Annotated in this window: 10 protein-coding genes; 5 read left to right on the top strand and 5 right to left on the bottom strand. The window is 56.0% G+C overall.

What is annotated here, in order from left to right:
• Nucleotides 1–7 precede the first annotated feature (7 nt).
• Both OQ248_RS06385 and OQ248_RS06380 read left to right on the top strand, forming a co-directional pair.
• The gene (locus OQ248_RS06385) at nucleotides 8–2,227 is read left to right on the top strand and encodes an alpha-xenorhabdolysin family binary toxin subunit A (RefSeq protein WP_265812335.1); all 2,220 of its coding nucleotides are present in this window, start codon (nucleotides 8–10) and stop codon (nucleotides 2,225–2,227) included.
• 12 nt (nucleotides 2,228–2,239) lie between these two features.
• A complete protein-coding gene (locus OQ248_RS06380) occupies nucleotides 2,240–3,151 on the top strand; it encodes a hypothetical protein (RefSeq protein WP_265812334.1) in 912 nt (303 codons plus the stop codon).
• Nucleotides 3,152–3,195: 44 nt separating this feature from the next.
• On the opposite strand, the gene OQ248_RS06375 is transcribed toward OQ248_RS06380, so the two are convergent.
• On the bottom strand, nucleotides 3,196–4,359 hold the full coding sequence (locus OQ248_RS06375; protein ID WP_039769212.1) for a type III PLP-dependent enzyme: 1,164 nt from the start codon (nucleotides 4,357–4,359) through the stop codon (nucleotides 3,196–3,198).
• Nucleotides 4,360–5,242: 883 nt separating this feature from the next.
• Here OQ248_RS06375 and OQ248_RS06370 point away from each other — a divergent pair.
• The gene (locus tag OQ248_RS06370) at nucleotides 5,243–6,154 is read left to right on the top strand and encodes a hypothetical protein (protein WP_265812333.1); all 912 of its coding nucleotides are present in this window, start codon (nucleotides 5,243–5,245) and stop codon (nucleotides 6,152–6,154) included.
• A 96-nt stretch (nucleotides 6,155–6,250) separates the two neighbouring features.
• Complete coding sequence (locus tag OQ248_RS06365; protein ID WP_265812332.1) at nucleotides 6,251–7,171, top strand: hypothetical protein; 921 nt, start codon at nucleotides 6,251–6,253, stop codon at nucleotides 7,169–7,171.
• Nucleotides 7,172–7,224: 53 nt separating this feature from the next.
• Here the strand turns inward: OQ248_RS06365 and OQ248_RS06360 are convergent, their stop codons facing one another.
• Genes OQ248_RS06360 through OQ248_RS06345 form a run of 4 tightly spaced genes read right to left on the bottom strand, consistent with a single transcriptional unit; the run spans nucleotide 7,225 to nucleotide 10,650 of the window.
• Nucleotides 7,225–8,382: an ABC transporter ATP-binding protein gene (locus OQ248_RS06360; RefSeq protein ID WP_265812331.1), complete on the bottom strand. Its 1,158-nt coding sequence runs from the start codon at nucleotides 8,380–8,382 to the stop codon at nucleotides 7,225–7,227.
• The gene (locus tag OQ248_RS06355) at nucleotides 8,379–9,032 is read right to left on the bottom strand and encodes an ABC transporter permease (RefSeq protein WP_085729571.1); all 654 of its coding nucleotides are present in this window, start codon (nucleotides 9,030–9,032) and stop codon (nucleotides 8,379–8,381) included. The genes OQ248_RS06360 and OQ248_RS06355 overlap by 4 nt, the downstream gene beginning before the upstream one ends.
• Nucleotides 9,033–9,045: 13 nt before the next feature.
• A complete protein-coding gene (locus tag OQ248_RS06350) occupies nucleotides 9,046–9,939 on the bottom strand; it encodes a glycine betaine ABC transporter substrate-binding protein (protein ID WP_265812330.1) in 894 nt (297 codons plus the stop codon).
• Nucleotides 9,940–9,960: 21 nt separating this feature from the next.
• Nucleotides 9,961–10,650: an ABC transporter permease gene (locus tag OQ248_RS06345; RefSeq protein WP_170931630.1), complete on the bottom strand. Its 690-nt coding sequence runs from the start codon at nucleotides 10,648–10,650 to the stop codon at nucleotides 9,961–9,963.
• Nucleotides 10,651–11,007: 357 nt separating this feature from the next.
• Between OQ248_RS06345 and OQ248_RS06340 the strand changes: the two genes are divergently transcribed.
• On the top strand, nucleotides 11,008–12,591 hold the full coding sequence (locus OQ248_RS06340) for a peptide chain release factor 3 (protein WP_085608055.1): 1,584 nt from the start codon (nucleotides 11,008–11,010) through the stop codon (nucleotides 12,589–12,591).
• The last annotated feature ends 89 nt before the right edge of the window (nucleotides 12,592–12,680 follow it).

Genomic DNA, 12,680 nt, shown 5'->3' with positions numbered 1-12,680 from the left:
GTCTCTTATGGAATTCAAGATGGACAGCAAAATTGTCGAGGCCGCCGAAAATGCGCCTCGGGTGTTTGTAAGTGCTTCGCTCGGTGAGGGTGAAGAATACAATCGGGAAACCGGTATTCAATTAACCAAAGAACAGATCATCAGCCTGCGCAAGTATGAAGTGCTGGGGCTGTCGCTTCCCGTTCGACTGGCGGATGTCGTTGCCTATTTGAACTATGGCGCCGGGGATGCAGGAGGTGTCGGGCTCAAGGCAACGGACTTTCTGCGGACATTCACCTACACCTACGACCATGCCAAGCGCTGGTCGCCGTTGCGTGAAAAAATCATGCTCACAGGCACCGATCTCAAGATTTTTGCCGGCAGCATTATTCGCACAGGCAAAGGAATAGTTGAGATCTACGAAGACCTGAAAGCCTCCAGATACCTGGAGGAATACGATATCAAAACGCCGGAAGAGTATCTGGAGCTGAAACGCACGATTCCGGGTCTTCCAGATCTGGGCTTGCCGTCCGGTGATGTTCCTGAAATCAAGGCCTACCTCAACGACATGCTGGCAAAGGTCATGCAGTGCCACGCGAAGGCCGAGCACGTCAGAACTGAACTCGACGGTTTTGGCGCTGATATGCGCGAGATCGTGCTGCCAGAGATCAAGCTGCGACTGGAGTTTGTGTCTCGCAATACCTATCAGGCAGACATCCAGGCCCTGCAGGGCGAAATCGACCAGCGCTCGAAAGAAATCGATGAACTGAACAAGCAATATGATCAGCTGGTTCAGGAAGCGATCAAGTCGGCAGCGACACTGAATATCGGTGGTTTGATTCTCGGCATCTATCAGGGCGTCAAGGCCGAAAAAATCCGCAAGGAGCGAAACCGGTTGAAGGCAGAGCAACAAACTTCCAACCAGGTAATGGCCAGCAAAAACCAGACGCTGAGTTCCCTGAACAAAGTACGCGATGATTTGCAGAACCTTAGCTATGTAGCGATCGAAGCGGAAGTCGCCACGCAAAACCTGATGCTGGTCTGGAATGCACTGAGTACCTATATCACTGCATCTGTCAAAGAAGTTGATCTGCTGCAGGAAGCAACTTCCTTGAGGAAGTTCAAGAACCAGATACTCGGCATTATTGATCCGTGGGAGCAGATCAAGGTGAGTTCCGATCAGTTGTTGGGCGTGTTTGCTGCGGCAGATAAAGAGTATGGAAGCAGCTTTGCAGTATTCAGGAGCAAAACAACGATGTTTTCGCTAAATAATCGTCAACCGAGTTCGGAGTTTGATATCGCAGCTTTGCGTTCCCACGCTGCAGCCGTTCAAACAAGCAATGTCACTGCGCAAATGCTGGGTGAGCAGTTCAATTATCTGCCGGGCACCGTTCGCACAATGAATGGGCTGACGGTGGCTATCCAGAAAGCCACATTCGAACTTCGTAATCGGGCCCAGGCAACAGGGATCAGTCTGGAGCGTGCGCAGAACAAGCTGAAGACAGCTCAGACCGAACTGATCGATTATCCGGAAGATGCAGATGAAATTCGTGAGGAAATGGAAAGCGAACTCAAGAATGTATCGATGAAAGTCTCCGAACACGCGGACGATTTGAAGATGACGCACAGTGGCTTGAGTACCGCGTATGACCGATCGGCTTCGGCGCAATGGATCGTGACACTGCAGCAGGACCGGGCCTTCACTGAGGCGTTGAAAGTCAAGTCGGAAGAAAAAGTCGTCGATTTTGAAAAGCAGATGAAATCGGTATCCGAAGCGCTGGAGCTGATCGCGAAAGCCGGGGTGGAGAAAATCGGTAAGGAAGCCCAGCTGACGCTGGATAACCTGAAAGCATTGGGGCTGGCACCACCGCAGGTTCAAGTCGCGTTGTTCGCCATTGATACCTTGAAAAAAATGATCTCGGGTATTGGTGAGGCGATCTCTTATCTGAACATGCTGGCGGCTTACAACCAACTCAAGGAAAAAGCGGCTGATCTGAAGGCGCAGTTGAAGAAGCACATCAACGAGATTGCCCGGATCGATGGAAAGATTCACCTGGTGCAAGTCCTCGACCAACTGGACGAGGAGCGCTGGAGTTACGTGAATGAATTCTCGAATCTGGTGGCCGTATTCGAGTCCTTCGCCCGAGACTTCAAACAGGACAAGTCGCAACCTGTCGAGCAACGGACGGCTTCCGCCATCGCCCGGATTGCCGACGTCCGGCAGTATTTGAAAACTGTTCAGCAGTAAGGAGTCGAGGTGGTGGGTGTCGTACTCACCGCCTCCCGATCAGTCATGAATACACTTGCCTATGAGTTCTCCACAGCGCAACGACGGACACTGGACCGATACACAAACTTCCTGGGTTCTCTTCATCCAACCTTCAACAACATTCCTGTGGTGTTTGAACGCCGCAGAGCCAATGGTCATCAACTGGCGGTACTGGCCAGCGATTCGCGTTTGAACAATGCCAGTTTCAATGCGCGTTATTTGCAGGAGTTCTGGCAGCGCACCGAAGGGGCTCGGCGCCTATGCAGCGCTTACGTCGCGGATCTCGATACGTTCACCGCCGAAACGCTGGAAATCACCCGGAACACCTCAAGGAATGAGCCGCTCAGCCAAGTGGATTTCAAGCTGTACAGTTTGTCCAGTTCGCCCACCTGGAAGTTGTTTCCCCCCACCGATGTAACGGACCTTGTTCACGAGCTGGCGCTTCGGTTTTCTTCGCTCAGGGCGGCGATACGCCAACTGAAATACACCATCGCCGAGATACATGACGAGTCGTTCGGGCTCAAATCGGTGTTTGTCAGGGCGATGGATCATCGCTCGTGTCAGTGTCATACCCAGCCGGCAGTGGTCGAGGAGTTATTCCTCGAAGCTCGCACGACGCCGGTTTGGGACTTCGCTTGGTCTTCAACGGATCCACTCGTCAGGGCCGCAGAATACAAAGCCGATATTGCCGCGTTGTTCGGCGGCGTGGCTTCCATAAGCTCGCAAATCAGTGTGTTTCTGGAGGAAACAGGATTGCGCATCGACACGGTATTTTATGAGCTGTTAAGAGCAGAGCGCGTGACGAAACTCGGAGAGTTGAATTTCCAGCTCGCCGCCACGAAGGAGGGGGCTGACGAGTTCATGTCTATGATCAATCATCTAGAGATTTGGCTGCGTAAATAAAAAAAGGCCCATGCAAGCATGGGCCTTTTCAGTTAAAGCTTCATTTACACATAGAACGACTTCAGCGGCGGGAAGCCATTGAACTCTACGGCGCTGTAACTGGTGGTGTACGCACCGGTCGACAGCCAGTACAGACGATCACCGATCGCCAGGTTCAGCGGCAGGCCGTACTTGTAGTTTTCGTACATGATGTCGGCGCTGTCGCAGGTCGGGCCGGCGATCACGACTTCTTCCATCTCGCCTTTCTTTTCGGTCCAGATCGGGAACTTGATGGCTTCGTCCATGGTTTCGATCAGGCCGGAGAACTTGCCCACATCGGTGTAAACCCAACGCTCGACGGCGGTGCGGGATTTACGCGCAACCAGTACCACTTCACTGACCAGGATACCGGCGTTGGCGATCAGCGAACGGCCCGGCTCCAGAATGATTTCCGGCAGATCATCACCGAAGTCTTCCTTCAGGAAGCGGATGATTTCTTCGGCGTAGGTTTCCAGGCTGTTGGTGCGTGTGATGTAGTTGGCCGGGAAGCCGCCGCCCATGTTGATCAACTTCAGGTGGATGCCGTCTTCTTCCTTCAGGCGCTCGAAGATCACTTTGACCTTGGCGATCGCGGCGTCCCAGACGCTGATGTCGCGCTGTTGCGAACCGACGTGGAACGAGATGCCGTACGGCACCAGACCCAGGTCGCGGGCGAGGATCAGCAGGTCCATGGCCATGTCGGTCTGGCAGCCGAACTTGCGCGACAGTGGCCAGTCGGCCGTGGTCGAGCCTTCGGTCAGGATGCGCACATAGACTTTGGCGCCCGGCGCAGCCTTGGCGATGTTGCGCAGGTCGGCTTCGGAGTCGGTGGCGAACAGGCGCACGCCCTTCTCATAGAAGTAGCGAATGTCCTTGGATTTCTTGATGGTGTTGCCGTAGCTGATCTGGTCCGGGCTGACGCCACGGCTCAGCACTTTATCCAGCTCATAGATCGAGGCGATGTCGAAACTCGAGCCTTTCTCTTTGAGCAGGTCGATGATCTCGACGGCCGGGTTGGCTTTGACCGCGTAGTAGACCTTGGCGAATTCGAAACCGGCGCGCAGGTCATCGTAGGCCTGGGCGATCATCGCGGTGTCGATCACCACGAACGGGGTTTCCTGTTTGTCGGCGAACGCCTTCATTTTCTGAAAGGTTTCGCGTGCGAAATAGTCTTCGACCTGGATCGACATGCTGGGAACTCCTACTGGCAAACTAAAATTATCAATGGGTGCAAATGAACGTCCTCCGTATCCCCACTTTGGTTCGCCTACTTCCCAAGGCATGTCGCCGAAAGCAAAAAGGCCATGGGTCGTTGCCCTTGGCCTTGCTGTCTCGTCGTCAGTACTTGAGCCGGATGGATCGTTTCCAGCATGGACGTTCGGCGCGAACTTTAGGGCGTGAGGGGCCTGAGATCAACTAAAAATGTCGCGTTTTTGCACGCTTCTGACGTGCGTAGCGGATATCACTCTTTGTAGCCGACCGAGATGACGGTCAGATGTTCCACAATAATTTTCAGGTGTTAAAAATACCTGCACGTTCGATGCTGATGTGTGCCAAGTCATTGCTAAGTACGATCACTTCAACATCGGCGACGTTGGCAGCGAGAAGGGCAGCTGAGGGGGGATTTGCTGGCTGTGGCTGACAGTTTCGGTCGAGTTCGCCCACCCGGGGTGTTGATATTTCTTGTCGGGTCATGAGCGGAGTACAAAACGCGGCTTCCAGGATCCGGTGGTCGAAAAAAAACCGCTATCGAACATTCTTTTGGATCTTGATCAGACCACCGCCTCGGCCAGCGCGCGGATCATGTCGATCCGCTGCTGCTGGCCGAACAGGCATTCAATCGCAGTCTGGCTATAGCCTCACCTGTTTTAATCTCGAAAAAATATGGCTGGCCTGTCAACTACTGTCAGTTCTGACAGGTGCTTTATTCCTGAATTGTTATTAGGGTAATTGCACGGTCGTCAAGCTGAGCTCGTTTAGATGTTATTCCGAAATCTGAATTTGAAAGTGCATTTTTTTGCGCGAAAAAGTTCAGGGTCGGGGTTCGGCTTATGATTTCTGGAGGCGGGGAAAATGAACAGGATATTAGTGTGGCTGGCTATATTGTTACTTTCGGGGTGCGTGACTCATGATCTTTCACCGAATGTCACCCCCGACAAAAATGCACAAGCCAGTTCTGGAATAACACAGTCCTATACCGGACCCGAGACGGCGTCTTATTTAACCGAGTACTACAATAATGTTTCTATCTCCATGTGCCGAGCCAATCCCCGAGCACCGAAGTTTCTGTGCAGCGGTGTGATGCTGCGAGCGACACAGCACTCTACTGCCTTCCATTTCTGGGACCCGAACCCGAACTCCACAGGTGTTTCATTTTCCTGGCTGAGCAAGGACGCCAAGTTCAGCAAGCTGGTGTTCGGCTACAACAATGGTTTTATTTTTAACCCATATTTCTATAAACCCGCCGGAAAGATTTCACCGGAAATCCTGTGTTTCTTTCCAGTCGATGGTGCCACAACTTCACGCACCAACAGTGGCTGCGGAGAAACGCCTGGCGTCCCTAGCAGTTATCCATGTCAGGGGCAGAGTATAAATACAGCTGCGCAATACATTGCCCACTACAACAGCCAGCCGAACAAATATGGATACCTGTGCGGATTTGATGTTCGCGATGTCCTGAATGAAAAGGCCACGGAAGCTTTCAATGAAGCCGTCAAGGCTCAAGGGCAAGGCGGGACGTTTGCCTTCAATACACAAAACGAATTCCGACTGGAAAACTGGGGACAGGGTAAAGGCCCGGTATTGCCGATCATGGCTATTTTCTACCTCAACGACACCGGCAAACCTGCTGCGCAATACGACCAGCGTGATTACAAGACGCAGACCGGCATCTGGGTTCCAATGATCCGGATAACACTCCCCCAAACACCGGCAGTTGATGCGAAGTTTGATTTCATCGCCGTCGATCAGGCCATTTCCTCCTGACCAAAAATAGATGGCGCTTATCCACTGGCGCCGTCTTTTTCACAACACCGTGCTTCATGCCAACGCAATGTTCATGACTTTGAGAAGGTGAGTACGATGAAACGAATAGTGGTTTTGTTGTTTGTGCTGCTGCTTTCAGGGTGTGCAAATCACGCTCCTGCGCCGAGAGTCGACTCCGCAAAAAGTACACCGGCCGTGCAGTCCTCAGAAGTCGGGATACAGGGGGCAGGTACAGGGCCGCAGATTGCGGCTTATTTGACGGAGGCCTACAACAACACGTTGAACATGTGTAGAAATAACCCCTCAGCACCGGCTTTCCTGTGTACAGGGGTATTGTTGCGTGCGACCCTGCATTCCACGCAATACCATTTCTGGAATCCAAACCCGAGTTCCACAGGCGTTTCTTTCTCTTGGCTACGTAAGGATGCAAAATTTAACAAGTTGGTGTTTGGGTACAATAATGGCTTTATTTTTTATCCTTATTTCTTTAAACCCTTTGGTAAGTTTGAACCGGAGATTTTGTGCTTTTTTCCTGTGGATGGCGCCACGGATCATCGCGGGGATAAAGGGTGTGGGCAGTATCCGGGATACGCTACTAGCGTTCCGTGCCAATCGCAGAATATTAAGACTGCCGCGCAATACATCGCGCTCTACAACAGTCAGTCGGCGAAATATGGATCGCTTTGCGGATTTGATGTACGCGATGATTTGAACCAGGCGGCAACCGTAGCTTTCAATGAGGCGGTCAAGGCGCAAGGACAGGGGGGGACCTTTGCGTTCAATACACAGAATGAGTTTCGTATTGAGAAGTGGGGGCAGAACCTGGGTACCACCGTGCCAATAGAAGCAGTGTTCTATCTCAATGAGGCGGGTAAGGCCGGGGCGCAATACGACCAGCGTGATTTCAAGACGCAAACCGGCATCTGGATTCCAATGATCCGGATGACACTTCCCCAGACGCCAGCGGCTGATGCGAAATTTGAATTCATTGCAGCCGATCAGGCCATTTCCTCCTGAGCAAAAAAGGGCGGTGCTTACCCACAAGCACCGCCCTTTTTACAGCCCGTTCTTCACGCCAGCGCAACTTCCGCCGGCGACACAATGCTGGTCTTGCCCCCACGGGATTTGCCCGAGCTCAGATACTCGGCAATCGACTCCTGGGTAACCTCGCCGAGGAACACTCGCTCGGCATCCATCACCGGCAACCACGCCCGGTTGAACTCGTACATGCGCGACAACAGGATGCGCAAATGCTCGTCGTATGCAGCCGTGGCGTTGAACTCGCGCAGGAATTGCGCACAACTGCCGGTCTGACGATGCAGATCACGACGTCGCACATAACCCAGTGCCTTGTTCTCGGCACAGGTGACCACCACGTAGCGACGGTCATGCTCGTCCATCAACTCCAGCGCATCGGCCACCGGGGTTTCCGGGCTCACGGACGGAGCGTTGTCCGCTGCGTCTTCCGCCTTCACCAGCAGCAGGCGCTTGAGGGTGCTGTCCTGGCCGACGAAGTTGCTGACAAAGTCGTCCGCCGGATGGGCGAGCAGGGTGTCCGGGTGGTCGATCTGCAGCAGCTTGCCGGCGCGGAAGATGGCGATCTTGTCGCCGAGTTTGATCGCCTCATCAATATCGTGGCTGACCATGATCACGGTCTTGTTCAGTGCCCGCTGCATCTCGAAGAACTCGTTCTGGATCATCTCGCGGTTGATCGGGTCCACCGCACCGAACGGTTCGTCCATCAGCAGCAGCGGCGCATCCGCCGCCAGTGCGCGGATCACGCCGATCCGTTGCTGCTGGCCGCCGGACAGTTCCCGGGGATAACGATGCAGATATTGCTTGGGCTCAAGCTTGATCATGCTCATCAGTTCGCGGGCGCGGTCGTGGCATTTCTGTTTGTCCCAGCCGAGCAGTTTCGGCACCACCACGATGTTCTCTTCGATGGTCATGTTCGGGAACAGGCCGATCTGCTGGATCACGTAGCCGATGTTGCGACGCAGGGTCACTTCGTCGAGGTCGGTGGTGTCTTCGCCGTTGATCAGGATCTTGCCCGAGGTCGGTCTGATCAGGCGGTTGATCATTTTCAGCGTGGTGCTTTTGCCGCAACCCGATGGCCCGAGGAACACGCAGATTTCACCTTCATTGACGGTCAGGCTTACCGAGTCCACGGCTTTCACATCTTTGCCGTTGCTTTGGAAGGTCTTGCTGAGGTTTTGAAGTTCGATCATTTGAGTAATCCTTTTGGAGTCAAAGAGCGTTGCAGCCACTGCAAAAACAGGTCGGCGAAAATCGCCAGAAGACTGACCAGCAGCGCGCCGACGATCAGCATCGACATGTCACTGCGGCTGATGGAGGCGAGGATCAGCACGCCGAGGCCGCCGGCGCCGATTGTCGCGGCGATGGTCATCACGCCGATGTTCATCACCACGGCGGTGCGCACGCCGGCAAGAATCACCGGCACCGCGATCGGGAGCTCGACCATGCGCAGGCGCTGGCCGAAGGTCATGCCGATGCCGCGTGCAGCTTCGCGAATGCCCGGCTCTACGCCGGTCAGGGCGAGGTAGGTGTTGCGCATGATCGGCAGCAGTGAATAAAGGAACACGGCGGTGATCGCCGGCATCGGGCCGAGGCCCTGGCCGAATTTCGAGTAGAACGGCAGCAGCAGGCCGAACAGGGCAATCGACGGCACGGTCAGCAGCACCGTGGCGCTGGCCTGCAATGGGCCGGCGAGGCTCGGGAAACGCGTCATCAGAATGCCCAGCGGCACGCCGATAAGAATCGCCAGGCTGACGGCGATGCCGACCAGGGTGATGTGCTGCCAGGTCAGGTGCATCACCTGCTGCCAGTCGAGGTGGGAAAAGGCGTTCAGGAATTCCATGACTTCTCCTCCTTCAGTTCAGTGGGTGCTGGCGCAGGAAATCGGCAGCGACTTTCGACGGGCTTTCATGATCGACATCGACCCGTGCGTTGAGCTGACGCATGGTTTCGTCGTCGAACAGTTCGGCCAGTGGCTTGAGTTGTTCTGCCAGTTGCGGGTGGGCGTCGAGGTAGGCCTGACGCACGACGGGCGCGGCGGTGTAGTCCGGGAAGTAATGCTTGTCGTCTTCCAGCAGCTTCAAGCCGAAAGCATTGAGGCGACCGTCGGTGGTGTAGACCAGACCGGCAAACACCTGGCCGTTGCGCAGCGCGGTGTACACCAGCCCTGCGTCCATCTGCCGGATGTTTTTACGGGTCAGGTTCATGTCGTAGAGCTTGACCATGCCGTCCAGACCGTCGGAGCGGTTGGCGAATTCGGTGTCCAGCGCCACCAGATGATTGGTCTTGGCTTCAGCGCGCAGTACGTCATTCAACTGGCTGATTTTGCTGATCTGTGGATATTCCTCGGCCACTTTCTTCGGAAGAGCGAGGGCGTAGGTGTTGCTGAATTTCGACGGCGTCAGCCAGACCAGACCTTTTTTCGCGTCGAGTTCTTTGACCCGGGCGTAGGACTGTTCGCTGTCGAGTTTTTCGGTGACATGGTTGTAGGCCACCAGCGACACCCCGGTGTATTCCCAGAGCATGTCCAGCTGCCCGCTTTCGTGGGCGCTGCGGGCCAGGTTGCTGCCCAGTCCGCCGGTGATCTGCGCGTCGTAGCCTTTGCTGCGCAGGTATTGGGCGGTGATTTCCGCAAGCAGGGTCTGCTCGGTGAATACCCGGGCGCCGAGGCGAATGAGCGGCTTTTCCGCCGCCTGGGCAAATCCTGCGAACAGCAGAGCGCAGCCCAAGATCAAGCTAAGTCGTTTCATGAATATTCCTTTGCCGAAGCCTTAAGACGGGCGCAAACCGCGTTCCAGCCAGAGACGGCTGGCGAGGGTGACCACGCCATCGAGCAGCAGGGCCAGCAGCGCGGTGCACGCGGCGCCGAGCAACAGTTGCGGCTGATTGTTCAGGGCGATGCCGGGAAAGATCAGGCTGCCGAGGCTGTTGGCGCCGATCAGGAACGCCAGCGGCGCCGTACCGACGTTGATCGCCAGGGCCACCCGCACACCGCCGACGATGATCGGCACGGCGTTGGGCAACTCGACCTGCCACAACACCTGGCGCGGGGTCATGCCGATGCCGGTGGCGGCTTCTTTCAGCGAGCCCTGGACGTTTTTCAGGCCTTCGTAGGTGTTGCGCACAATCGGTAAAAGCGAGGCGAGGAACAAGGCGAAAATCGCCGGACCGCTGCCGATGCCGAGAATCCCCAGGGCAATCGCGAGCACCGCCAGCGGCGGCACGGTGTTGCCGATGTTGAAGATCTGCATGAAGCGTTCGGCGCGGCCGACCATGGTCGGGCGGCTCAGGAAGATACCGGCGGGGATGCCCACGACAAGGGCGGCCAGCATTGAAGCGAGGACGAGAATCAGATGAGCTTGCAGGTAAAACAACAAATCGTCGCGGTAGTGTTCGATCGTGTTGATGCCGATCCAGTGGACCAGCAGGGCCAGGAGCGCGATCACCACCGCACCTCCCATCAGCCCTTTGCCATAGCGGATAGCCACAGGCGGACTCCTTTTTTATAGTCGGCGGACGCTGTCCCGAGTGGCATGCCATGCCTGGCTGCCGGGAGTGAACGTTCGCGAGAAGCAGCTCCCCCAGCACCGGCGAAAAGCGGTCTGAAAGCGAGCCATGAGCGCAGCCTCGTCAGGCTAACTTGCTGATTTTTCAGCCCCTGACGAAAAGTCGTAACAGGGGATGGACGTCTCCGTGCTTTAAAAGGTTCCCATCTGAGGCAGCATTTGGCCACCCTTAATGTGCTCAACGGTTCGGTTATTGTCTTGACTTGGGCTATAATCGCGGCCCTTTTTTGAATCACCGCCAGGCGATTTCCCATGACCAGACAGGCCGCCGAAGTCGCGAAACGCCGCACTTTCGCCATTATTTCCCACCCCGATGCCGGTAAAACCACGATCACCGAAAAGCTCCTGTTGATGGGCAAGGCGATTGCAGTGGCCGGTACGGTGAAATCCCGTAAATCCGACCGCCATGCGACATCCGACTGGATGGAGATGGAGAAGCAGCGGGGTATTTCCATTACCACGTCGGTCATGCAGTTCCCGTATCGCGAACACATGATCAACCTGCTCGACACCCCGGGCCACGAAGACTTCTCCGAAGACACCTACCGCACCCTGACCGCGGTGGACTCGGCCCTGATGGTTCTCGACGGCGGTAAGGGTGTTGAGCCACGTACCATCGCCCTGATGGACGTCTGCCGTCTGCGTGACACGCCGATCGTCAGCTTCATCAACAAACTCGACCGTGACATCCGCGACCCGATCGAACTGCTCGACGAAATCGAAGCCGTCCTGAAGATCAAGGCAGCGCCGATCACCTGGCCGATCGGTTGCTACCGCGACTTCAAGGGTGTGTACCACCTGGCCGACGACTACATCATTGTCTACACCGCCGGCCACGGCCACGAACGTACCGAAACCAAGATCATCGAGAAGCTCGATTCCGACGAAGCCCGCGCCCACCTGGGTGACGAGTACGACCGCTTCCTCGAACAGCTGGAACTGGTGCAGGGCGCCTGCCACGAGTTCAACCAGCAGGAGTTCATCGACGGTCAACTGACCCCGGTGTTCTTCGGTACCGCACTGGGCAACTTCGGTGTCGATCACGTCCTCGACGCCGTGGTCGACTGGGCACCGCGTCCGCTGCCACGGGTGGCCAACGAGCGCACCGTGGAGCCGGTGGAAGAGAAGTTCTCGGGCTTCATCTTCAAGATCCAGGCGAACATGGACCCGAAACACCGCGACCGCATTGCCTTCATGCGTATCTGCTCCGGCAAGTACGAAAAAGGCATGAAGATGCGCCACGTGCGTACCGGCAAAGACGTGCGCATCGGCGACGCCCTGACGTTCTTCTCCTCCGAGCGTGAACAGCTGGAAGAAGCGTACGCCGGCGACATCATCGGTCTGCACAACCACGGCACCATTCAGATCGGCGACACCTTCAGCGAAGGCGAAACCCTGGGCTTCACCGGTATCCCGCACTTCGCCCCGGAACTGTTCCGCCGCGTACGCCTGCGTGATCCGCTGAAATCCAAGCAACTGCGCCAGGGCCTGCAACAGCTGGCCGAAGAAGGCGCGACCCAGGTGTTCTTCCCGGAGCGCAGCAACGACATCATCCTCGGCGCCGTCGGTGTGCTGCAGTTCGATGTGGTCGCCAGCCGCCTGAAAGAGGAATACAAGGTCGAGTGCTCCTACGAGCCGATCACCGTGTACTCCGCGCGCTGGATCGAATGCAGCGACAAGAAGAAGCTGGAGGAATTCTCCAACAAGGCTGTGGAAAACCTGGCGCTGGACGGCGGCGGTCACCTGACCTACCTCGCTCCGACCCGGGTCAACCTGGCCCTGATGGAAGAGCGCTGGCCGGACGTGAAATTCCGTGCGACCCGTGAGCATCACTAAGCGCTGACTGCAACATCCAAAGCCCTGAGGCGCGAGCCTCGGGGCTTTTTATTGCCCGGGCGGTGGTGGTGACAGCCGTTGTAGGTTCT

It is taken from the genome of Pseudomonas sp. COW5 (assembly GCF_026240005.1).
GTDB lineage: Bacteria > Pseudomonadota > Gammaproteobacteria > Pseudomonadales > Pseudomonadaceae > Aquipseudomonas > Aquipseudomonas kribbensis.
This window is presented reverse-complemented; position numbering and strand designations above follow the sequence as displayed.

What these genes read in the sequence shown, in the direction of transcription:
- OQ248_RS06355 (WP_085729571.1), bottom strand. Translation starts at nt 9,032, where the DNA reads ATGGAATTCCTGAACGCCTTTTCCCACCTCGACTGGCAGCAGGTGATG.
- OQ248_RS06350 (WP_265812330.1), bottom strand. Translation starts at nt 9,939, where the DNA reads ATGAAACGACTTAGCTTGATCTTGGGCTGCGCTCTGCTGTTCGCAGGA.
- OQ248_RS06365 (WP_265812332.1), top strand. Translation starts at nt 6,251, where the DNA reads ATGAAACGAATAGTGGTTTTGTTGTTTGTGCTGCTGCTTTCAGGGTGT.
- OQ248_RS06345 (WP_170931630.1), bottom strand. Translation starts at nt 10,650, where the DNA reads ATGGGAGGTGCGGTGGTGATCGCGCTCCTGGCCCTGCTGGTCCACTGG.
- OQ248_RS06340 (WP_085608055.1), top strand. Translation starts at nt 11,008, where the DNA reads ATGACCAGACAGGCCGCCGAAGTCGCGAAACGCCGCACTTTCGCCATT.
- OQ248_RS06385 (WP_265812335.1), top strand. Translation starts at nt 8, where the DNA reads ATGGAATTCAAGATGGACAGCAAAATTGTCGAGGCCGCCGAAAATGCG.
- OQ248_RS06375 (WP_039769212.1), bottom strand. Translation starts at nt 4,359, where the DNA reads ATGTCGATCCAGGTCGAAGACTATTTCGCACGCGAAACCTTTCAGAAA.
- OQ248_RS06370 (WP_265812333.1), top strand. Translation starts at nt 5,243, where the DNA reads ATGAACAGGATATTAGTGTGGCTGGCTATATTGTTACTTTCGGGGTGC.
- OQ248_RS06360 (WP_265812331.1), bottom strand. Translation starts at nt 8,382, where the DNA reads ATGATCGAACTTCAAAACCTCAGCAAGACCTTCCAAAGCAACGGCAAA.